This is a genomic window from bacterium, from assembly GCA_040753085.1.
GTDB lineage: Bacteria > UBA9089 > JASEGY01 > JASEGY01 > JASEGY01 > JASEGY01.
Genome location: JBFMHI010000037.1, coordinates 1 through 21,518, shown reverse-complemented (window position 1 = coordinate 21,518; position 21,518 = coordinate 1). Strand labels below are relative to the sequence as shown.

Here is a 21,518-nt window from a genome sequence, read left to right as displayed (position 1 = left end):
CCGAGGCAGAAGCCGAAGCGGAAGCAGAAGTAGAAAAGGAGGCCCAAGCAGAAATAGAGACAGAGGTGGAAACAGAAGCGGAAGAGGAATCTGAAGCGGAAGAGGAAGAAGTAGCTGCCTCTCTGGAAGAAGTGGCTAAGAAAAAAGCTGATTAACGCCTTTTGGCTAAAAGAGTAACTACTCGGTTCAGTCTTCAGCCTTCAGCCTTCAGCCTTCAGAGCCTATCCACCTGAGTAGTTACCAACAAGGAGGGGATAAAAGATTGGCTATTGAAATACTAAAAGAAAAGTATACTGGTCGGATTAAGGAAGAGACGCTGGGAGTGGGCGAGGCGGCGGTTAAAATAGGCGGTGCAGCCGCCTTGCCTTTTCACGGCTTTGAGGGCGAAATACCCAATCCTCCTAAGATTGCCATGGAGGTTTACGATACCGCCCCGGAAGATTGGGCCGAGGCGGCGGTTGAACCTTTTAAAGAGGTGATTAATGACCCGGTTGCCTGGGCTAAACTGGTGGTCGAAAGATATGGAGCGGACCTAGTATGTCTTCAGTTAGCGGGAACAGACCCTGGTGGGGCCAACAAAAGCGCGGCTGAGTCGGCTAAATTAGCGGAACAAATAGTGGGGGGTTTGGCCGGCACGCCCCTTATTGTTTACGGAACGGGCAAGGTGGAGAAGGATACCGAGGTTCTGAAGGCGGTGGCCGAACGGTGTACCGGAAGCAACCTCTTGCTGGGACCGGTTAAGGAAGAAAACTATCGCTTCATTGGCGCCGCTGCCATAGGGTATAAGCATGGAGTGGTCGCTCAGACGCCGATTGATGTCAATTTAGCCAAGCAATTGAATATACTGCTTGGAAACCTGGGGGTCCCAATGGACAAAATAGTTATGGATACTACTACCGGCGCCCTGGGTTATGGAATCGAATATACTTATTCGGTTATGGAGCGTATCAGGATAGCGGCTTTAACTACTAATGATGAAAAGATGCAGTTGCCTATCCTCTGCGATGTAGGCCGGGAGTCCTGGAAGTGTAAAGAGGCCAAAATAAGTGAAAGGGAAGCGCCTGAACTAGGTCCGGCCAGAGAACGTGGTATCCTCTGGGAGGCAATGACCGCCATGAGCTTAGCTATGGCCGGAGCAGATATATTGGTTATGCGGCATCCGGAAGCAATCCGGCTGGTAAGGGAAACCATGGGAGAAGTGGCTAAGTGTGACTGAGATGACCCAGCCAACTCGAGACTCGACGACCCGCAAGCGGGTGCCCCGAACTCGAAACTAACCAGAAAGGAGCACAATATTATGGCCCTCAGTGGAATAGAAATCTACAAATTATTACCTCGAACGAACTGTCGTGAATGTAAGTTTCCCACCTGCCTTGCCTTTGCAATGCAGTTAGCGGCTGGGAAAGTAGAAATCTCTGCCTGTCCGCATATCTCAGAAGAGGCTAAAGCCGCCTTAGGGGAAGCCTCCGCTCCTCCTATTAGGCCGATCACCATTGGCCGCGGCGACTATGCCCTCAAGATCGGTGAAGAAACGGTTCTTTTCAGACACGACAAGACCTTTGAGCATCCTACGGGGCTGGCTGTTTTAATCGAAGATACAGCGGCGCCCGAAGAGATAAACTCTAAGTTAAAGCAACTGGATGAGTCCCAGTTTGAACGGGTCGGTCTCACCCTCAGGGCTGATCTGGTGGCTCTTAAAAATACCTCAGGGAAGAAGGAATCTTTCCTGAGCCTGGTGGAGCGAGTCAAAGATACCCCCTACGGGATTATTTTGATGTCCGATGATCCGCCAATAATGGCCGCCGCGGCTGAAATGGTCAAAGATAACAAGCCCCTTCTTTATGCGGCCACTTCTGATAATGCTGAGGCTATGGCCGACGTGGCTAAAACTACCGGGGCTGTCTTAGCTGCCTCAGCTAAGGGGTTGGATGCCCTTAGTGAACTCAGTGATAGGTTAAGCAAGGCCGGAGTAAAAGATATGGTTCTTGATTCTGCTCCTGAGTCTATTAGTCAGGTATTATATGATCAAACCGCCATTCGACGCCTGGCCCTTAAAAAGCGTTTCAGATCCTTTGGTTTTTCCACGATTGTTTTTCCTGCCCAACTGACGGATGACCCTCTGAAAGAGGCCCTCTATGCCTCGATTATGATAGAAAAATATGCGGGAATTGTAGTCTTATCTGATCTGGCCGCTTACCGGACCTTCCCCCTTCTGGTTCACCGACTTAATATCTATACTGACCCTCAACGGCCAATGACTATGTCTCAAGGAATTTATGAGGTTAATATACCGACCAAAGATTCACCGCTTATTATCACCACCAATTTCTCTCTGACCTATTTTATTGTCAACTCCGAGGTCGAGTCTTCCAGGGTGCCTACCTGGCTTCTCATTATGAACACCGAGGGACTTTCTACCCTGACGGCCTGGTCAGCCGGGAAATTTGTGCCTGACTTGATAGCCCCCTTCGTCAATAAGAGTGGAATTGTGGATAAGATGGCCAACCGCAACCTCATCATTCCCGGCTACGTAGCCCAGATAAAGGGTGAGTTAGAAGAAGAATTGGGGAGTGATTGGAAAGTAACGGTAGGACCAAGGGAGGCCTCTGATCTGCCTTCATTTCTCCAGAAATTAGCGGCTTAGATTTTTGCCACCGAGACCTAGTGCCTTGTCACGTTAGTATTTATGGGTAGAGTCTCTTTAGTAAGGGCGAATAATTATTCGCCCCTACCTCCTCCTTTTGCAAGGACGATTCGCGAATCGCCCTTACTGTAGGGGCACACGTTGCAACGTGCCCCTACAGCCTGGTCAAGATAGAATCTGTCTGTGTAGACTTGTCTCTGTCCAAACTAAGGGTTACTTTTACAAGGACGAATCCCTCAAATCAAACTTGACCAGGCACTAAGTTCGGTTGAGTTAAGATCGCTATTCTCATCCTGGTTGAATTTAGCACCCGCCGGCTCCTTCAGGATAAAATGGGGTCTCGCCTACTTGAATATCTTCATCATATCCTTGACCTTCTTTTTAACCTCCTCGTCCGGGATAGATTCTTCAATCCGCTTCTTTACCTCTTCTTTGGCCCGATCTTTTACCTTTTCCCGCTCGGCTTCTATCTGCTTTCTGACCTTCTCTTTTTCTTCTTCCATCCTTTGTTTAAGCTTCTCCTGTAAGGGGCTGGTGGAGAAGTTGAACTTAGGAGAGTCGTAAGAACCACTTACCTTGAAGGCCAATACCACCCGGCCTTCTTCATTCTTAAGGAAGGAACTGATGGCCGGATTTTTGATTTGGGAAGACCACTTATCAGCCCATTCAGTGGTAAGGTCAAGGTCCAGGCTGCCGTCAAGACCGATGCTTCCTTGGGTGATAAGATTGACATCATTACCCTTAAGGCTGGTGCTGTCCAACTCGACCTTGCCCTGCTTTATCCTTATTTTACCCGGCAGCTTATCGCAAGCCAATTCTTTTAATGGAGTCAGCCCTAAAAAGGAGAATAGTTCATCAATGACCTTTATTCGCCTTAATTTCCCTTTAATAACCTCGAAATCTCCTTTCAGGGTAATGGTCTTCATAACCTGCTTGAATCCTAAACCAGCCCCATCGGTCGTGAGATCAAAGTCTAATTGGCCAAAGATCATATCCTTCATCGGAGTTAGATCACTCAGGAGATTATTGGTTTCCACCCTTTTAATCTGGGTTTTAAGGGCATACTCAGGCTGAACCGGCTTAAGATTCACTTCCCCGCGGCTGATCACTTGGCCGCCCCAGGTGTTCATCTGGAAGTCCTTGACGGCCACGATACCATCCACTATCTCCAGATTGGTCTTAAGATCGGTAAACTTTACTCCCTTAAATACTCCCCGATCAATTTTGGCTCCTCCCCTTAGGTTTATCCCTTTCAGGGCTTTCCCTAGCGGTTTAGCCGGCCCAGTCTCTCCCCCGGCCTTCTCTTCAGCCGGCCGGGCAGCTAATATCTCATCTACATTCAGTTCTTTGGCCCAGAGATCAAAGTCCAGGTCTGCCTGGAGATTCTTTTTCCAGTTATTTATTGGGCCGGCTAAAGTAAGAGAGGTTTCAGGGGTAGCCAAGGTTAGTTTTTTTAGGGCCAGATATTCTTTGGCCGGATCGAGATCAAAGTCGGCGATGACCCTTAAGTTTTTGATCGGTTTGGGCAGATTAGGATGACTTATCTCCAATCCTTCCAGATTAAGGTCGCTCTCAAATTTTATCTGAGCTAAGGGGCCAAGCAGGCAGCCCTTTAATTGGCCCTGGCCGGCCAGATCGAGTTCTTTTAGCCCGGAAAGCGCCTCAGGAGGCATAAGTCTTTTTATCTCAGCCAGTGAGATATAATCTGAAACTAAATCCAGGCTCAGATAGGGTTTTTCTTTCAGGTGGGCAATGCTTCCTTTGGCGCTCAAAGAGCTTTGAGGCAGGATAAGCGACAGCTTATTTATCGTGAGCTGGCTTTTAGCCAAATTACTTCTGACATCATACCTTAAAGTGGCCTTCAAATCTCTCAAAGGAAATTTAGTCTGGCCGGATACATAGGTAATACCGAGGGAAGTAAAATCCAATCTGCCGGACAGATCGATCTTTTCCATCCCCTCAGTCTTTAATTGAAAATTACCATTTAAACTCCCGCTGGGGCTGGTAAGTCCAAGTTTCTTTTTTTCTAAAGTATCTGACAGAGAAGCTAAGTCTATCGACCTCAAGTAAAGGGAGGTAGTGGATGACAGCTCAGCCTGATTAAGATCGGCCACTACCGATCCGCTTAATCCCCCCTGTCCGAATTTTAGAACCGCCTCGGTAATTTTTAGCAGGCCACCTTGAGGCATATTTACTTTGGCGTTAAGGTCTTTAAAACTCATCCCGGCATAGAGGATTTCATCTACTTTCACTCTCCCCCTTAAACTCAGTCCTTCCGGATAGGGAGAGGAACTGGACTTAAGATTAGCCATTTCAGCCAGGAGTTGATCTAAATTCAATCTTTCCGATTTCAGGGCTATATCCATCTGAGGTCCGGTAAATTTCACCGCACCATCAATAATGGCCTTTGAATCCTTAAAACCAAGGTCAAGGGTCAGATTTCCAGCTCCCGCCCGGGAGAATCCATTAATTCTTCCTTTCAAGGATAGGGAAAGCTCGCCCAGCTTAGCTTGAAATTTGTCAATGACAAGACCTTCTTCGGCCCTGTCGGCCTTAAGATCATACTCTATCAGACCGATGATATCCTTGATGGGCTGTTTCAACTTTTCAGGATAGACCAGGGTGGCTCTGTCTATGATGATTTTTCCTTCAGAAGTCAGTTTTTGATTAAGTTGACCGGACAGTTTTACTTCCGTCGATATTTCACCGGCTGAGAGGCTGAAGGGAAGATCGTATTTTTGATAGTAAGGCCCGAATCTGGCCGGGACAAACTTGCTAAGATTGAGATCCACCTCCAGGGATTTATCCTGAAAGGCAAAATGCCCCTGAGCCTTAAATTCAGTGGTTTCATCCACCCGCATAGACATCTTAAAGCTGGACCGCTTCTCCTTAGACAACCCAGAGGCGGAAAGATTGATTTTGTCAAGGCGGGTGTGTTTATTGACCAGTTCATCCCTAAAATCCGCCCGGCCGTCTTTAAGGCTTACCTTAGAGGTGGAAAGCGAGAGGCCAGGCTCTTCCGGTTGTTCGGTTTCCAGGAGATCCTCGAAATTAAAGACCCCTTCTTTATCCCTTCTGATAGTAATCTCAGGTTCATTAAAAACAATCTTCTTGATAACGAATTGCCGCCTGAGAAGGGGCCAGAGTCGATACTTGAGGACAAACTCCTCTCCTTTAATAAAGGTTCCGGGTCCCTCACGCTCAGTAATAGTCACTCCCTTGAGTTGTATACCCCGGAGGAGATTAATCCTGAGGTCGTCAATGGTAACATTCCTTTTCAGGGCCTTTTCTGCCTGAGTAGTAATAAGCTGTTTCAGTTTGGGATGAGAAAAGGTGATAGTGGACAGGATGATAAGGCCTATGAGTAATATTCCCAGAATAATACCGGCGGCTAAAAGGGCCTTTCGCATAATCTCCTTTTGTCGAATCGCGAATCTCGAATTGCGAATCGCGAATCTCGAATTGCGAATCTATTTTTAATTCACAATGTAACTATTCAGCCACAGATTTAGACGGATGAAACACTGATTTTTTGTAACTACTCGGGTGGATAGGCTGAAGGCTTTTAGGAATAAATGCGGAGAGCAGATGATTTGACTTCAGTCTTCAGCCTATCTGCCTGAATAGTTACATTCGCAATTCGCAATTCGCAATTCGCGATTCGCGATTAATCCATGGTCTATATCAGTCATCTGAGTCCGCCGTCTTTGGGCCTTAGCAAATTCCTCCAACAGTTCATCTTCTTTTCCCTGTCTGATCATTAACTCCCAGTGATCCAGCATGTTCTTGAAACGAGATAGGACTTCCAGGAGAGGTCCCTGGTTTTCAAGGCAGATGTCTCGCCAGAGGACAGGTGAAGAAGCCGCGATACGGGTCATGTCGCGAAAGCCCCCGGCCACCAGAGAATTAAGCCGGTCATCCTGTTCACTGTATTGGCTGAATAGATTAACCAGCGAAGCCGCTAAAACATGAGGCAGATGACTGCTCACAGCTACCATCCGGTCATGTTCAGCCGAATCCATTTCCACCACCCGGGCCCCAATAGCCTGATAGAGGGAGCTTATTTTAGACAAGGCCTGGGGATTGGTTTTCGAGGTAGGGGTAAGCACCCAGGTGGCTCCCACAAAAAGCTGCCCCGTCGCATTATCCACCCCTGAACTTTCTGCGCCGGCCAAAGGGTGTCCGCCTACAAAATAAAGGTGGGCCGGCACCAGAGAATCGGCTTGCGCCACTATCTCTTTTTTGGTGCTGCCCACATCGGTAATAATGGCCCCGGGTTTTAGATGAGGAAGGATCCTGGAGAGCAGGGGGATAATATTTCCTACCGGCGTAGCCAGGACAACTAAGTCGGCCTCCTTTACCCCTAAAGCCGGATCTGTGGTCACCGTATCCACCGCCCCCACCTTAATGGCTCGTTCCAGGGATTCCCGTCTTCTACCTATCCCGATAACACCTTTAACCAGGTGTCGCCGCCTAAGAGCCAGGCCTAATGAGCCGCCAATAAGGCCAACACCTATGATGGCCACTGTTTCGAGTTTCGGGTTCATTTACAATTTCTTCCCTACGGCTTCGGCTATCACCTTTATTTCTTCCATAAGTTTCCGGAACTTGTCTGGTCTAAGAGACTGAACGCCGTCAGAAACAGCTTCCTCCGGATTAGGGTGGACTTCAATAATAAGCCCGTCACATCCGGCTGCGATCGCTGCCTTGGAAAGGGGGTTGACCCATTTCCATTTGCCCCCGCCATGGCTGGGATCAACAATAATAGGGAGATGAGTCAGTTCTTTGAGCACAGGGATGGCTGAGATGTCCAGGGTATTACGGGTGGCCTTCTCAAAGGTCCTGATCCCCCGTTCACACAACATGACCTGCATATTTCCTTCAGACATAATATATTCGGCTGACATAAGAAGTTCTTCCATCGTGTTTGACAGCCCTCTCTTAAGCAAAACAGGCTTTGAATACTTGCCTACTTCTTTTAAGAGGGCAAAATTCTGCATATTTCTTGCGCCTATCTGAACCACATCTGCATATTGGTTTACCAGGGCAACATCACGGGTATCCATAACCTCGGTCACCACTGGCAAACCCGTCTCTTCTTTGGCCTTAGCCAGGCATTTAAGACCTTCCTCAGCCAGACCCTGGAAGCTGTAGGGTGAAGTCCTGGGCTTAAAGGCCCCGCCTCTAATCATGTGCGCTCCGGCCTCCTTTACCATCCTGGCTGTCTCCACGATTTGGGATTCACTTTCTACCGCACATGGCCCGGCTATAACCGTTATCTGATTATCCCCAATAGTGGCCTGACCTATCTTAATCTTTGTTCTTTCCGGGTTGAAGTCGAGACTAGCCAATTTAAATGGCTTTAATACTGGCAGGACCTTCTCTACCCCAGGGATATTTTCCAGGTCCCAGGTAGCTAAAATCCGTTCATCTCCAATCAGACCAACGATGGTTCGCTCTACTCCCCTCGTCACAAATGGTTTCAACCCCTTCTCCTTTGTCTTCTCCACAATATGATCGATCTCAGCCGGCGTAGCCTCAGGCCTTAAAACAATAATCATTTCGCCGCCTCCTTTTCGCTTTGTTCGCTTTCTTCTCTTAAAGCCATTCCCAGAGCAAATGCGGCTAACCTGCCTATTGTTAAAAGGGAGTTCCAGGGTGCATCTGCATCTAAGTCTGCTTCATCATACAGCTTATAAATTATAGTCTGAAAATCTTTGGCCTCTTCCACCGAAAATTTCTCTTTATTCCTCAGCATATCCACATACTTCTTAAACCTATCCGCTTCACTCCGGGGGATCGGATTAGTTTTGCCTTCAAGCCAATTTGTGGTCTCCCCCAGGATACTTTGTTGAACCTCAACTTGATGTCCAAAAAGTTTTGTTTGTTGGTTAGGGGAAACAAGCTTTGTTTCCACCAGAACAGATACAATAGTTTCATTAGTTTTTACTATACCCCTTATGACATTGCACATGATTCCCATAATGTTATTGGTATCTCTTATCTTTTGCTCAAGGACCTGGCGGGTCTCGGTTATCTTCTTTTCCAAAGCGCTATTGATCTCGGTTATCTTCTTTCCCAAGGCATTATCGGTCTCGGTGATCTTTTTTCCTAAATCGTTCTCGATCTCGGTTATCTTCTTTCCCAAAGTGATATCGGTCTCTGTTATCTTCTTTTCCAGAACAGAAAACTTTCCATGCAACCACCAGACAAACCCGATTAGGGGCACTAACATCCCCACTAACATACTAATTATCTTGACGGCTTGGGTTATATCCATTTATTCTCTCCTTCCTTTTCGGTAATTGGTAGTCTTATAAGTACCAGGGTACCATTTACCAGACGACCAGACACCCGTCTCCCAAGTGTTACCCTATTTTGAACCATACCAAATATAGCACATCTTTAATAACTTGTAAACAAAAAAGTAATTATTTAGAGCGTGTCTGAAAAGTTGATGCGTTAATCAGCCCCGGAGGGGCAAAATGTTTATAGTAGCCGTTTTTCTCATAAACCCAAGCTCCGTTAGGAGCGAAATGTTCAAGAAGTAAACTTAGCAAAGCGAACATGTCGCCCCTAACGGGGCTAAAAATAACGGTGGGCGTTCATGTCTATAAACATTACGTCCCTAACGGGACTTTTCAGACAGCCTCTTAGTTTTTTCGCTGAGTGGACAAAGCTCACATTTTGGCTTTGGCTGGCAGGCTTCTTTACCCCATCTAACGATAAGGGCATGATATTCATTGTAGAGATTAACATCTTGAGGGAGATGGGCCATGAAGAATTTTTGGGTCTCTGCATAAGAAACCTTTTCAGGCAACAGCCTCAGGCGGACAAATATCCGTCTGGTGTAAGCATCAACCACAAAGATGGGCAGATCGCCGCCATAAAGGAGAATGGAATCGGCTGTTTCATGGCCTATCCCTTTGACATTGAGGAGTTCATTCCGAAGACTTTCCATTGGCTGCTCATACATCTGGCTGAGGGAACCCTTATAACGGTTGAAGAGAAAGTGGATAAACTCTTTGAGCCGCTTAGCCTTAATGTTAAAATAGCCAGATGGCCTGATTAACTCAGCCAGTTCCTGAATTTCGATCTTAAACAGCTCATCTGGGGTAAGCCTCCCCTTGGCCTTAAGGTTCTTTATGGCTCGCTCCACATTGGTCCAATTAGTGTTTTGGGTTAAAATCGCGCCAATAATGATTTCAAATTGGCTCTCCCCTGGCCACCACCCCTGAGGACCATACACCGTGTGTAATCTCTCATAAATCTGGAGCAGGATATGGTGAATGGCGGATGGCGCACCCACTTCGTGGGTACCCGGGGTGGCGGATGGAATATCCCTCAAATTCATGGAAACCCCTTGACATTTAAGATAAGATGCGGTATAATATACCCATTACTGACCAAATGTAACTACTCAGGTGGAGAGACTGAAGGCTTTTAGGGACAGCTTTTACAGCCTATCCGCGTGAATAGGTCTTAAATTGCTTGATTCGAACATTGCGGGATAATTGAACTTCAGCTTTCAGTCTACCCACCTGAGTAGTTACGACCAAATAACCAATGACTAACAACCCGATAATCTTATCGTCAATTATTCTGATTCTCTTTATCCCAAAGGAGGAAGACTATGCCTTCACCTGTTTTAAATCAAATTGAGGAGACGATCAGTCAATTATCTCGTAAAGAGCAATTATGGTTGATTGAGAAGCTGGCTCATCATTTACGGGAAGGTTCAATAAAAAGAGACCTACCTGAACCGTCTACTTTTGAAAGCCAACTTATGACCATGTCCTCAGATCCTGAGATTCAAGCTGAGTTAAAAAAGATTAATCAGGAGTTCGCCATAACAGAAGTGGATGGACTGGAGAGCAAATGATGGCTACTCATCGAGGAGAAATTTATTTTGTCAACTTGAATCCTGTAGAGGGACGAGAGCAGGCAGGTCACCGGCCTGTCCTGGTTTTATCCATAGATGATATCAATAAATTACCTCTTGTAGTGACGGTTGTTGTTGGGACAAAAGGTGAAAATATCTCTCGTGATTACCCCACCAATGTTCGTGTATTGCCTGAAGAAAGTGGGCTGCCGTGGGAAACAGTATTCTTATGTTTTCAAATTCGTTCATTAGATCCTAAGCGATTTCCAGAAAAACCAGCCGGCAAAGTTACCGCTGAAGTGTTAGAAAAGATTGAAACTGCTGTTTGTTACTGTCTTGGCTTGTGAGAAAAAATTTCTTAAAATGATCAGAAAACTAATAGCATTATTATCAATTATGTTGATTCTCTTTATCCCTGCGGGTCTTTCGGCTTCATCGGGAAAGATTCTTATCCCCATGGATGATGTTCAAACAGATCACCTCCGGGCCTATGGTCTGGCCTATTGGTGCCTGGACAAGGCAGGACTAAATGTGGAATGGCTGCTTAACTTCCGGGGCGGCTCTTTTATGGTGGATGAATCCCCCAAGGTCATAGAGTGGGCTATGGTAATGGGCGTTTCTTATGAAGCCCTTGATTTTTCGGGGGCTAACCAGATATACAACCGGATTGAAGAGGAAAATATGGAGGTCATCCTGCTGGAGAAGGCCCCCAAGATAGCCGTCTATACCCCGCCCAGCCGTGAACTGTGGGATGATGCCGTAACCCTGGCCCTTAGTTATGCTGAGATACCTTACGATACTCTTTGGGACAAAGAAATCTTACGGGGTGAATTGGTGAAATATGACTGGCTTCATCTGCACCACGAAGATTTTAGCGGGCAATACGGAAAGTTTTATGCCGCTTACCGCCACGCGGCGTGGTATCAACAGCAGATGTTAGAATTTGAACGAGCCGCGCGGGAAGCCGGGTACAATTCTGTCCCCGAGCACAAGGGTGCCGTAGCCAGGGCTATCAGGGATTACGTCTATGATGGTGGTTTTCTGTTTGCCATGTGTTCGGCCACCGATACCCTTGATATTGCCCTGGCGGCTGAAGGAATTGATATTGTCCCTCCGGAACTCGATCACGATCCGGTTGATCCAGGGGCTCAACAAAGATTAGCCTTCTCAAAGACCTTTGCTTTTACCAATTTTACCCTCGAAATGGATCCCCTGGTTTACGAGCATTCTAATATTGACCTCAGTGATTACAATAACGCTAAGGGACCGGTCTACGATGCCTTTACCCTCTTTGAATTTTCAGCCAAATATGACCCCATCCCCACTATGCTTACCCAGAATCATACCTTTCTGGTGAAAGGTTTTATGGGCCAGACAACTTTTTTTAACCGACCAACCATAAAGCCGGAGGTGACCATCTTAGGGGATATCCAGAATTCACCTAAGGTGAAATACATTCACGGGAACAAAGGTAAGGGGACCTTTACTTTTCTGGCCGGACATGACCCGGAGGACTACCAACACGCCGTAGGTGATGAGCCTACCAGACTGGAACTGCATAAAAATTCCCCCGGCTACAGACTCATCCTTAATAATATCCTATTCCCGGCGGCTAAACCTAAAAAGCAAAAAACATAACTCGATGCTCGATGCTCAATGCTCGATATTGGATCCTTTACCCGCATCGAATATCGAATATCGAGTATCGAGGATCGAGCATCGAGCCGCGATATTACTTCAGGCGTTTCCGAAGATCTTCCAGTTGAACCTTAAGACGCGGTGGAAGATGGCGGCCGAACTGATTAAAATGTTTTTCTATATCGGGAAGTTCTGCTCGCCAGGCATCAACATCGATCCGCAACAATTCTTCCACATCGTCATTATCGATGTTCAGCCCGGTCAGATCAAGGTCTTCTTTCCTGGGAAGCAGACCTATGGGGGTTTCCACCGCACCTGCTTTCCCCTCTATCTGTTCACACATCCATTTAAGAACACGGCTGTTCTCTCCGAATCCCGGCCATAACCATTTTCCTTCAAAGCTCTTACGGAACCAGTTGACATAGAATATTTGGGGCGCTTTAGCGCCAAGTTTGTCACCCATATCAAACCAATGCTGGAAGTAATCGCCCATATGATAGCCGCAGAAAGGTTTCATGGCAAAAGGGTCCCGGCGAAGATTGCCCACCGCGCCGATATTGGCGGCCGTAGTTTCAGAAGCAGCCGTAGCCCCAAGAAATACCCCATGATCCCAGTTATAGGCTTTACTTACGAGGGGAACCACACTAGCTCTCCGGCCGCCGAATACAAAAATATCGATAGGCACCCCTTTTGGATCTTCCCAGTCGGGACAGATTACCGGACATTGGCTGGCCGGCGCCGTAAAACGGGCATTGGGATGGGCAGCCGGCTGGTCGCTATCGGGTGTCCAGTCTTTCCCTTTCCAGTCGATAGCATGGCTAGGCGGTTCATCATCAAACCCTTCCCACCAGATATCGCCATCATCGGTAAGGGCACAATTAGTGAAGATACAGTTTTCTTTGAGGGTATCCATGGCCATGGGATTAGAATCATAGGATGTCCCGGGAGCCACTCCAAAGAATCCCGATTCCGGATTGATCGCATACAGTCTGCCGTCATTCCCGATTTTCATCCAGGCAATGTCATCTCCAATACATTCACATTTCCATCCTTCAATCGTGGGTTCGAGCATGGCCAGATTGGTTTTCCCACAGGCTGAAGGAAAGGCGGCGGCAATATGGAACCGTCGGCCGGCGGGATTCGTCAACCGAAGGATCAGCATATGCTCAGCCATCCATCCTTCACGTTTGGCCATGGCAGAAGCGATCCGCAAAGCCAGACACTTTTTCCCCAGTAAGGCATTTCCACCATAACCCGACCCAAAAGACCAGATAAGATTTTCTTGAGGGAAATGGCTGATGTATTTTTTCTCTATGGGGGCACAGGGCCAGGGCACATCTCTCCGACCTTCGGTCAGTGGCACGCCGATGGAATGCAGACAAGGTATATATTCTCCCTCGGTGCCGAGAACTTCGAGGACTTTTGTCCCCACCCTGGTCATAATATGCATATTACAGACCACATAAGGGCTATCGGTTAACTCCACGCCGATTTTAGAGATGGGTGAGCCGATAGGCCCCATTGAGAAAGGAATTACATACAAGGTCCTTCCTTTTATGCATCCAGCATACAATTCAGTCATTATTTTCTTAAGCTCAACCGGATCAATCCAGTTATTGGTCGGTCCGGCTTCATCCTGAGTGGGGGTGCTTATATAAGTTCGGTCCTCAACCCTGGCCACGTCACTGGGATCTGAACGGAACAAGAAACTGTTTGGCCGTTTTGGCAAAGGGGTAGCTCCACCGTTTTTAACCATTAAGGCCATCATAAGGTCGTATTCCTCTTTAGTTCCATCACACCAGTAAATGGAATCAGGCCGGCACAATTCAGCGATTTCTTGAACCCAGTTTTTCAATTTCTTATGTTTTACCGTTACTGACATAGCCATTCATTCTCCTTATATTAAATGATAGTAACTACTCAGGTAAATAGGCTGAAGGCTGAAAGTAGTTACGATTTTTCATTATAACTTCTCCCCGTTATTCTGTCAAGGAAAATAAAAAGGGGTCAGTTTTAACTTGACAGAAAAATTGTCTATAGGCTGCTATCGCCTCCTTGATGCACAACCGAAAAGCCATCGGTGCTGAGATCATTCCTGAGTATGTGTAAGAGGCGAAAGAGCGTATTCGTCTGGCAGAGAAAGGGGCATTACGTATCCGGCCAATGGGAAGGTTAGTTTATGACCCTAATTCGCCTGAGGTAATTGTTCCACCACAGGTTGTCCAATTGCGGAAAGATTTTTCTTGACATGAGCATCTCTGGGAAGTATAATGAGAGGCAGATAAGTAATTAAGCAAAGGGAAGGTGAAAGGAAATGAAGATTCGGATTAGCCTGCTGGCATTAGCGGCCGTGATAGTGGGGGTAATTATTGCCTCCTGGCTTAATCTTACCCCGGAAACGAACGGGGAGATTAATCCTGCCGGGGATAAATCCGCCATTTCCAGTGATGAGATAAAGGCCCTGCGCGGCCTTAGTAAGGCATTCACCCAGATAGCCAAAGAGGTAACACCGGCGGTGGTCAATATCTCCACGGAAAGGGTCATAAGAGGCAGCGGCACACCCTTCTTTTTCTACGAGGGACCTTTTCGTGATTTTTTCGGGGATGATTTTTTTAACCAATTTTTCTCTCCTTCTCCTCACCGAGAGTATCGTCAGAGAAGTCTGGGTTCAGGGGTAATTGTCAACCGAAACGGACATATCCTGACCAATAATCATGTGATTAAAGATGCTGATAAGATTACCGTTATTCTTGGTGACCAGAGGAAATTTACCGGTGAAGTAGTGGGTAAAGATGAGAAAACAGATGTAGCGGTAATCAAGATTGAAGATAATAATCTACCGGTAGCCAGGCTGGGAGATTCGGATAAGATTGAGGTGGGCGAATGGGTGATCGCCATAGGCTCCCCCTTTGAATTAAGCCAGACAGTAACCGCCGGGATAGTTTCGGCTAAGGGGAGGTCTCAAGTAGGGGTGGCCGATTATGAAAACTTTATTCAGACCGATGCCGCCATAAATCCGGGCAATTCAGGGGGGCCGCTGCTCAACCTGGAGGGAGAGGTAATAGGCATAAATACAGCTATATCCACCACGTCCGGAGGTTACCAGGGAATTGGTTTTGCTATCCCGATTAATATGGCCAAAAAGGTAATGGAAGATCTGATCGGCCACGGTAAGGTTGTCCGGGGTTGGTTGGGAGTGATTATTCAGGAGTTGATTCCGGAGTTGGCCGATAAACTTGGCCTGAAGGGAAGAGAGGGTGTCCTTATTGTCGATGTAGTGAAGGATGGGCCAGCCGAGCGGGCCGGCATAAAACCTGATGACCTCGTAGTTGAGATTGACGGCCAAAAGGTGACCGAGCTTAATCAACTTCGAAATATGGTCGCGGATTTTAAAGTAGGGAAAACAGTCGAATTAAAGGTGGTCAGAAATGGAAAAGAGGAGATCGTCAGGGTCAAGATTGGAGAGCAGCCTGAAGATATAACGGCTCTTTCCCGGAAAGAGAGCAGAGAAAAGAAATCAGAGATTGAGCTTGGTCTCAGGGTTCAGAATCTTACTTCTGAACTGGCCTCTCGATTTGGCTATGAAGGTGAGCAGGGGGTAATTATTTCAAATATTGAACCATGGGGACCGGCTGAGCAGGCCGGTCTTAAAGAGGGAGATTTGATTCAAAAGATAAATCAAAGAAGGATACGAAACTCGAAGGATTACGAAGATGCCTTAGGTGAAGTGTCTAAAGGTGAGGAGATCTTGTTCAAGATACGGCGGGGTGATTATTCCCAGTATGTTATTCTCAAAACAGAGGAAGGAAGGGATTAGATTGAGGATTACAACGAAACCCTTTGGTGAAATAGAAATCGCTGAGGAGAGTATAATCGAGGTTAAAGAAGGGATCATTGGTTTTCCAAGGCTTACCAGATATGTTATCTTAAACAGCGAGGGAGGCGGGCCATTTAAGTGGTTTCAATCAGTGGACCGGGCGGATTTGGCCTTCGTGGTCATTTCTCCCTATGAATTTCGTCCTGATTATACCCTGGATGTAAACAAAAGCGACCTGGATTCGATTGGCCTGGCCGACCCTTCAAAGGCGGTTATCCTGTCTATTGTGGTTATCCCTGATGATCCTTCTCTGATGACAGCCAACCTCCAGGGGCCGCTCGTTATTAATCCCAGGACCAAACAATCCAAACAAATGATATCAAACAACCCCCAATATTCAGTTCGTCACTATATTATCCAAGAGATGCAGGCGTGGGCTGATAGTGACAAGGGTGAAGAGAGAGGGGGGAATAAGTTATGTTAGTTTTGGCCAGGAAACGTGATCAAAGCATTATGATTGGTGACGAGGTAGAGGTAATAATAGTCGATGTTCACGGCGATCAGGTCAAATTAGGCATCACTGCCCCCCGGCATGTGCCTGTCCACCGCAAGGAGGTTTACGAAGAGATTCAGCGTGAAAATATCAGGGCGGCCGCTGAAACAAAGGCCGAGAAGGTATCCGGGCTGGGGGCTTTGTTTAAGATATCTAAAGAGAAGAAATAATGAAGCGGCTTGTGGCTATGGCGGTTTTATTAACTATCCTTGTTTGTCCTGCCTTTAGCCGGGCAGAAGAACACCCGGCCAGGAGATTTGAGATCGTCTTTTGTGTCTCCCTTCCTTTAACGGTCTTCCATAGTTTTCTTATTGTGGGGGGTATAGAATGGCTCAAAGAAGGTTCTTCCGTGAAGTTAGAGGAGAAAGACTGGCTGGCCATCGGGGCCAGCGCCCTCGCTCTTTCCAGTATTATTGCCTACTATGACTTAAAAAAGCAGCCCTCCTCCTCCCCGAATTCAGAATTCAGTAACTACTCAGCCCCTAAGACGCTAAATCACCCCTTTAAACTTGCCTTAGCTGCTTCCGCTAATTGGGAAAAAACATTTTTATCGGTCACCGCCAAATGAGCCAGCATCTTTCTGTCAAGTCCGATATCGGCTTCCTTTAAGCCATTCATAAATCGGCTGTAAGAAAGTCCATTTTGTCTTGCCGCCGCATTTATCCTGATAATCCACAGCTTTCTTATCTCCCGCTTTCGGGCCTTTCGATCCCGATAAGCATCAACTAAGCTGTGAGTAACCATCTCCTTAGCGAACCGGTAAGACCGGCTTTTTGCTCCTCTAAATCCCTTAGCCAGCTTCAAAATCTGCTTTCGCCTCTTTCGGCTGGCCACATTCGATTTTACTCTCGACATAGCCGTACTCCTTTGTAAGTAACTATTCAGCCACAGATTTACACGGATAAGACACTGATTTTTTTAATATTGGATATTCCAATTCTCCTGAATGTTTCCGTTGTAATAATTCAATCTTGTAATGCTTTTTGATAAACTTTTTCGACCTGTATGGTTAGAAATTACAAGCAATTCTCCTTAAACCTGAAAGGTTTGAATTTTACATAACTACAGGTGAAACCTGCGGAAACGAAACATCTACCACAGCTCAACCCTGAAAGGGTTGAATTCTATGTGATGGATAATATTCGACCCTTGCAGGGTCGAGCGTTGCGGGTGTATTTATCTTCCGTAGGCTATTTAAAATTTGACGCTTTCAGCGTCGGTAGTCTACAACCCTAACCATGCAGGTCGAACTTTTTTCCAAAAGCCATAACCGAGAACATTGTAAACTTCAAATGCTCCTCTGATAATATCCTCTGTTATTTTCCATATTTTAAACTCATTCTATTTTATCCGTGCTAATCCGTGTCAATCAGTGGCTGAATAATTACCTTTGTAATTGAATAAGTAACTACTCAGGTGTTTAGGCTGAAGACTGAAGGCTATTGAACCTCAGCCTTCAGCCTTTAGCCTATCTGCGATAATTGATATTCACACATACGGCAACAGTTGCCGTATGTTTTTCTTATCAACCGTATTTACCATATGAGGACTTCTTAAAGTCCTCTTTCGTTTTGGCGACTTCTTAGTTAAGATATGGGAATGGTAAGCTCGTTTTCTTTTAATCTTACCGGTAGCCGTGGCTCTAAACCGCTTGTGAGCTCCTCTATTGCTTTTTATCTTAGGCATAATGGTTCTCCTTTTATTTTACCAATGTCAGCAGAGATCAGAGGTCAGACACCAGATTTAATCTGTCCTCTGTCTTTTGGCCTCTATCTTCTGATGATAAGTCAGTGTTTACCCGGCGCCAGGATCATCACCATATTTTTCCCTTCCTGAGTAGGGCTGCGTTCTACCACACTTATTTCAGCTAAATCCTCAGCCAGCCGATCAAGAAGACGCTTACCTAACTCTGTGTGAGCCATCTCCCGACCCCGAAACATAATGGTCACTTTAGCCTTATCTCCTGCCTCCAGGAAACGTTGAGCGTGACGCGTCTTAAATTGATAGTCATGTTCACTAATCTTAGGGCGCATCTTTATTTCCTTCAGGTGAATAACCCGTTGTCGTTTCTTGCCTTCCTTCCCCCGTTTTTTCTGGTCATAAAGATATTTTCCGTAGTCCATAATACGGCAGACCGGAGGAGAACTTTCCGGGGAAACCTCTACCAGATCAAGTCCCGACTCGGATGCCTTTTCCAGGGCATCCTTCAGAGAAAGTATACCTACTTGTTCGCCCTCTTCACTAATAAGACGGACTTCATGGGCTCGAATCCGGTTATTAATCCTCACCCCAACCGGCTTGTTAACCCTCACCCCTCTGTTGGTAATTATTAATCACCCCCTGTATTTTTAATTGATAATTATCTTATACCACATCTAAGTTTAAATGTCAACCCTTTTTTCGCTTATTTCGATTTGAATATGCCTCAGGAAGTCCTGGCACGATTTGGTCCCTAAATTTTGCCGGCCCCGATGACGAATATTAACGGTGTCGGCTTCAACTTCTTTATCTCCCACTACCAGCATATAAGGAATCTTATTTACCTCTGCCTCCCGGATCTTAGCCCCAATTTTCTCCTGGCGTCTATCTACTTCACCCCTGACTCCTTCTTTAAGTAGGGTGTTTTTCACCTCTTCAGCATAGGCCTGATGGCGGTCGGCAATAGGCAAAATAGCGACTTGAACCGGGGCCAGCCAGGTAGGGAAACGCCCGGCATAATGTTCTATCAAGGCGCCTATAAAACGCTCCAGGCTGCCCAGAACAACTCTATGTATCATAACCGGTTGGTGTTTTTCTCCATCAGGCCCTATATAACCCAGATCAAATCGTTGGGGGAGGTTAAAGTCTACCTGAACGGTCGGGCCTTGCCAGGCCCGACCAAGGGCATCTTTGAGTTTTATGTCAATCTTGGGGCCATAAAAAACACCCTCGCCCTCATCTATTTCGTATCTTAACCCATGCTGGGTCAGGGCCTCTGCCAGCGATGAGGTGGCCTTATCCCAATTTTCCGCTGTCCCTACATACTTATCCGGTCTGGTGGAAAGATAGACCTCATACTCCTTGAAGCCGAAAAGTCGAAGCATATCAAGGGCAAAGTCGATTACACCATGTATTTCACTTATTAATTGATCAGGGGTACAAAAGATATGGGCATCATCCTGGGTAAATCCCCTTACCCTGAGCAGTCCGTGTAAAACACCACTCCGTTCATACCGGTAGACAGTGCCTAATTCAAAATAGCGCAGGGGTAGATCCTTGTAACTACGGGTCTTATTCTGGTAGATAAGAATATGGCCGGGACAGTTCATCGGTTTCAAGACGTAAGAAGTCTTTTCTACCTCCAAAAAATACATGTTTTCCCGGTAATATTCTGTATGACCGGAGGTTCGCCATAACTCTTCTCTGGCCAGATGGGGGATGACCACTTCTTGATAACCCCGTAAGATATGCTCAGTCTGAAGAAAATGGGTGATCTCCCTCCGAATAACGGCCCCTTTGGGATGATAGTAGATCATCCCAGCCCCGGCTTCTTCATAGATGTGGAACAGATCCAACTCCCGTCCCAGGTTCCGGTGATCTCTGGCCTTGGCTTCTTCCAGTAAAGAAATATACCGGGCTAAAGCCTCTTGATCAGGAAAGGCCGTGCCATAGATCCGGGTCAGCATTGGCCGGGATTCATCCCCCCGCCAGTAGGCCCCGGAAATATTGAGGAGCTTGAAGGCCTTGATTGCCCCTGTGCTTGGCACATGAGGCCCCCGGCAGAGATCAATAAAAGAGCCTTGCTGATAAAAACTCACTTGGTCATCTTCAATCCCTTCTAAGATCTCCAATTTGTAAGAGGATTCCTTTTTCTTTAAAGAAGACTCTGCCTCGGAATGAGGCATAAGGATACGTTTAAAGGGAAGATCAGCGGCAATGATCTCAGCAGCTTTTTTTTCAATCTTGCTCAGATCATCTTCCGAAAGGTGGATCTCTCCAAAATCGAAGTCGTAATAGAAACCGTCCTGGATGGATGGTCCAATCCCTAATTTTACGTGGGGAAAGAGATCGACCACGGCTGAAGCCAAGATATGAGAAGCAGAGTGACGATAAATCGCCTTCCCTTCCTCATTATCGAAGGTGAGTATCTCAAGCCTTCCCTCTCTCTCCAGAGGTAGATTCAGATCGATCAGTTCACCGTTAAATTTGGCGGCCAGGGCAGCTTTGGCCAGAGAACGACCTATATCGGCGGCTACCTGGGCCGAGGTGGTTCCCTTACTATATTTCTTGCTGGAGCCGTCGGGAAGGATGATATTAATCTCTGGCATCAACCGACCGCCCTCTCTAAAATCTTCTGCATGGTAAGCTCAATCCCTTGAAGCCTATTCTCTATCTTCTCCAACCGCTCATCTACCTTCCTCAAACCGTTTGTCCATAGCTTCAAATTGTTTATCCCTCTTCTGTTTCAATGGTAGGCACGGGCGGTTTTGAACCGCCGACCCCTACCGCGTCAAGGTAGTGCTCTCCCCCTGAGCTACGTGCCTACAGTATCAACCAATAGCCATTAGCGTATCTACTCAAAATCAAGTTAAAAAAAGTAAGCTCATTACAGATTATAGTGCTATGGGTTAAGTTTCATCTCCTTTTGTACCGACAGCGTCGGCATAAGAGCTTCCCCTCCCTTGATGGGCTTATCCTTACCCACATCTAAAAACCACGAAGAACACCAAGGGCACGAAGATAAAACAAATCTTTTAATCCCATCTTTAAATAATTTTTCGACCTGTGAAATAGGTCTAATAAAATAATAAAATGCAAGAAATTTCCCCTAGACATAGATATTCAAGCTCTACTACTACTAAAAACAGGTCGCTCCTCCGGAGCTGCAAATATATTGCTTTTGTGAAATACTACAAACAGATTACTCCTACGGAGCTTTATTCAGGTTAGCTCCAGAGGAGCGACCTGTTTATTCTCTTTCTCACCTTCTCACCCTCTATTGGGG

19 protein-coding genes and 1 tRNA gene are annotated in these 21,518 nt (G+C 46.5%); 9 read left to right on the top strand and 11 right to left on the bottom strand.

All coding sequences use genetic code 11. The annotated features are described in order from the left end of the window. Window positions 1-262: 262 nt before the first annotated feature. Both AB1797_06065 and acsC read left to right on the top strand, forming a co-directional pair. Entirely contained in the window at window positions 263-1,216 is a 954-nt protein-coding gene (locus AB1797_06065; protein MEW5767179.1) for an acetyl-CoA decarbonylase/synthase complex subunit delta, read from the top strand. Window positions 1,217-1,297: 81 nt separating this feature from the next. Beyond that, window positions 1,298-2,644 carry an acetyl-CoA decarbonylase/synthase complex subunit gamma gene (gene acsC, locus AB1797_06060; protein ID MEW5767178.1) on the top strand — a complete coding sequence of 449 codons (1,347 nt, stop codon included), beginning with the start codon at window positions 1,298-1,300 and terminating at the stop codon, window positions 2,642-2,644. Window positions 2,645-2,988: 344 nt separating this feature from the next. Here the strand turns inward: acsC and AB1797_06055 are convergent, their stop codons facing one another. The 5 genes from AB1797_06055 to AB1797_06035 form a co-directional block, all read right to left on the bottom strand. Next, complete coding sequence (locus AB1797_06055) at window positions 2,989-6,054, bottom strand: AsmA family protein (GenBank protein MEW5767177.1); 3,066 nt, start codon at window positions 6,052-6,054, stop codon at window positions 2,989-2,991. A 201-nt stretch (window positions 6,055-6,255) separates the two neighbouring features. Then, complete coding sequence (locus tag AB1797_06050; protein ID MEW5767176.1) at window positions 6,256-7,191, bottom strand: prephenate dehydrogenase; 936 nt, start codon at window positions 7,189-7,191, stop codon at window positions 6,256-6,258. Next, the gene (gene aroF, locus AB1797_06045) at window positions 7,192-8,205 is read right to left on the bottom strand and encodes a 3-deoxy-7-phosphoheptulonate synthase (protein MEW5767175.1); all 1,014 of its coding nucleotides are present in this window, start codon (window positions 8,203-8,205) and stop codon (window positions 7,192-7,194) included. Beyond that, on the bottom strand, window positions 8,202-8,924 hold the full coding sequence (locus AB1797_06040) for a hypothetical protein (GenBank protein MEW5767174.1): 723 nt from the start codon (window positions 8,922-8,924) through the stop codon (window positions 8,202-8,204). Before AB1797_06040 ends, aroF begins: the two co-directional genes overlap by 4 nt. A 348-nt stretch (window positions 8,925-9,272) precedes the next feature. Continuing rightward, on the bottom strand, window positions 9,273-9,998 hold the full coding sequence (locus tag AB1797_06035) for an endonuclease III domain-containing protein (protein ID MEW5767173.1): 726 nt from the start codon (window positions 9,996-9,998) through the stop codon (window positions 9,273-9,275). 279 nt (window positions 9,999-10,277) lie between these two features. Between AB1797_06035 and AB1797_06030 the strand changes: the two genes are divergently transcribed. From AB1797_06030 to AB1797_06020, 3 genes are read left to right on the top strand one after another with little or no spacing between them, the layout of a single operon-like run. Beyond that, window positions 10,278-10,526: a hypothetical protein gene (locus AB1797_06030; GenBank protein MEW5767172.1), complete on the top strand. Its 249-nt coding sequence runs from the start codon at window positions 10,278-10,280 to the stop codon at window positions 10,524-10,526. Then, the gene (locus tag AB1797_06025) at window positions 10,526-10,873 is read left to right on the top strand and encodes a type II toxin-antitoxin system PemK/MazF family toxin (protein ID MEW5767171.1); all 348 of its coding nucleotides are present in this window, start codon (window positions 10,526-10,528) and stop codon (window positions 10,871-10,873) included. The genes AB1797_06030 and AB1797_06025 overlap by 1 nt, the downstream gene beginning before the upstream one ends. 49 nt (window positions 10,874-10,922) lie before the next feature. Next, complete coding sequence (locus tag AB1797_06020) at window positions 10,923-12,164, top strand: asparagine synthetase B (GenBank protein MEW5767170.1); 1,242 nt, start codon at window positions 10,923-10,925, stop codon at window positions 12,162-12,164. Between the two features lie 94 nt (window positions 12,165-12,258). Here AB1797_06020 and AB1797_06015 read toward each other — a convergent pair whose 3' ends face one another. Continuing rightward, window positions 12,259-14,046: a phosphoenolpyruvate carboxykinase (GTP) gene (locus AB1797_06015; GenBank protein MEW5767169.1), complete on the bottom strand. Its 1,788-nt coding sequence runs from the start codon at window positions 14,044-14,046 to the stop codon at window positions 12,259-12,261. Window positions 14,047-14,478: 432 nt separating this feature from the next. Between AB1797_06015 and AB1797_06010 the strand changes: the two genes are divergently transcribed. The 4 genes from AB1797_06010 to AB1797_05995 are packed head-to-tail and all read left to right on the top strand — an operon-like array spanning window position 14,479 to window position 17,102. Beyond that, complete coding sequence (locus AB1797_06010; protein MEW5767168.1) at window positions 14,479-15,981, top strand: DegQ family serine endoprotease; 1,503 nt, start codon at window positions 14,479-14,481, stop codon at window positions 15,979-15,981. Between the two features lies 1 nt (window position 15,982). Next, window positions 15,983-16,465: a flagellar assembly protein FliW gene (locus AB1797_06005; GenBank protein ID MEW5767167.1), complete on the top strand. Its 483-nt coding sequence runs from the start codon at window positions 15,983-15,985 to the stop codon at window positions 16,463-16,465. Next, on the top strand, window positions 16,459-16,704 hold the full coding sequence (csrA, locus tag AB1797_06000) for a carbon storage regulator CsrA (GenBank protein MEW5767166.1): 246 nt from the start codon (window positions 16,459-16,461) through the stop codon (window positions 16,702-16,704). The genes AB1797_06005 and csrA overlap by 7 nt, the downstream gene beginning before the upstream one ends. Then, on the top strand, window positions 16,704-17,102 hold the full coding sequence (locus AB1797_05995) for a hypothetical protein (GenBank protein MEW5767165.1): 399 nt from the start codon (window positions 16,704-16,706) through the stop codon (window positions 17,100-17,102). Before csrA ends, AB1797_05995 begins: the two co-directional genes overlap by 1 nt. On the opposite strand, the gene rplT is transcribed toward AB1797_05995, so the two are convergent. From rplT to AB1797_05970, 5 genes are all read right to left on the bottom strand, one after another. Then, on the bottom strand, window positions 17,030-17,389 hold the full coding sequence (gene rplT, locus AB1797_05990) for a 50S ribosomal protein L20 (protein MEW5767164.1): 360 nt from the start codon (window positions 17,387-17,389) through the stop codon (window positions 17,030-17,032). The two genes, AB1797_05995 and rplT, sit on opposite strands and share 73 nt — an antisense overlap. A 633-nt stretch (window positions 17,390-18,022) precedes the next feature. Beyond that, a complete protein-coding gene (gene rpmI, locus AB1797_05985; GenBank protein ID MEW5767163.1) occupies window positions 18,023-18,220 on the bottom strand; it encodes a 50S ribosomal protein L35 in 198 nt (65 codons plus the stop codon). Window positions 18,221-18,321: 101 nt separating this feature from the next. Continuing rightward, the gene (infC, locus tag AB1797_05980; GenBank protein MEW5767162.1) at window positions 18,322-18,846 is read right to left on the bottom strand and encodes a translation initiation factor IF-3; all 525 of its coding nucleotides are present in this window, start codon (window positions 18,844-18,846) and stop codon (window positions 18,322-18,324) included. A 69-nt stretch (window positions 18,847-18,915) separates the two neighbouring features. Further along, window positions 18,916-20,841: a threonine--tRNA ligase gene (gene thrS / locus AB1797_05975; GenBank protein MEW5767161.1), complete on the bottom strand. Its 1,926-nt coding sequence runs from the start codon at window positions 20,839-20,841 to the stop codon at window positions 18,916-18,918. A 141-nt stretch (window positions 20,842-20,982) separates the two neighbouring features. Continuing rightward, window positions 20,983-21,057, bottom strand: a tRNA-Val gene (locus AB1797_05970). Between the last annotated feature and the right edge of the window lie 461 nt (window positions 21,058-21,518).

Coding starts and splice junctions, on each gene's coding strand:
- AB1797_06030 (MEW5767172.1), top strand. CDS start 10,278: ATGCCTTCACCTGTTTTAAATCAAATTGAGGAGACGATCAGTCAATTA.
- rplT (MEW5767164.1), bottom strand. CDS start 17,389: ATGTCGAGAGTAAAATCGAATGTGGCCAGCCGAAAGAGGCGAAAGCAG.
- csrA (MEW5767166.1), top strand. CDS start 16,459: ATGTTAGTTTTGGCCAGGAAACGTGATCAAAGCATTATGATTGGTGAC.
- AB1797_05995 (MEW5767165.1), top strand. CDS start 16,704: ATGAAGCGGCTTGTGGCTATGGCGGTTTTATTAACTATCCTTGTTTGT.
- acsC (MEW5767178.1), top strand. CDS start 1,298: ATGGCCCTCAGTGGAATAGAAATCTACAAATTATTACCTCGAACGAAC.
- AB1797_06010 (MEW5767168.1), top strand. CDS start 14,479: ATGAAGATTCGGATTAGCCTGCTGGCATTAGCGGCCGTGATAGTGGGG.
- AB1797_06050 (MEW5767176.1), bottom strand. CDS start 7,191: ATGAACCCGAAACTCGAAACAGTGGCCATCATAGGTGTTGGCCTTATT.
- AB1797_06040 (MEW5767174.1), bottom strand. CDS start 8,924: ATGGATATAACCCAAGCCGTCAAGATAATTAGTATGTTAGTGGGGATG.
- AB1797_06055 (MEW5767177.1), bottom strand. CDS start 6,054: ATGCGAAAGGCCCTTTTAGCCGCCGGTATTATTCTGGGAATATTACTC.
- AB1797_06020 (MEW5767170.1), top strand. CDS start 10,923: ATGTTGATTCTCTTTATCCCTGCGGGTCTTTCGGCTTCATCGGGAAAG.
- AB1797_06015 (MEW5767169.1), bottom strand. CDS start 14,046: ATGTCAGTAACGGTAAAACATAAGAAATTGAAAAACTGGGTTCAAGAA.
- AB1797_06025 (MEW5767171.1), top strand. CDS start 10,526: ATGGCTACTCATCGAGGAGAAATTTATTTTGTCAACTTGAATCCTGTA.
- aroF (MEW5767175.1), bottom strand. CDS start 8,205: ATGATTATTGTTTTAAGGCCTGAGGCTACGCCGGCTGAGATCGATCAT.
- rpmI (MEW5767163.1), bottom strand. CDS start 18,220: ATGCCTAAGATAAAAAGCAATAGAGGAGCTCACAAGCGGTTTAGAGCC.
- thrS (MEW5767161.1), bottom strand. CDS start 20,841: ATGCCAGAGATTAATATCATCCTTCCCGACGGCTCCAGCAAGAAATAT.
- AB1797_06035 (MEW5767173.1), bottom strand. CDS start 9,998: ATGAATTTGAGGGATATTCCATCCGCCACCCCGGGTACCCACGAAGTG.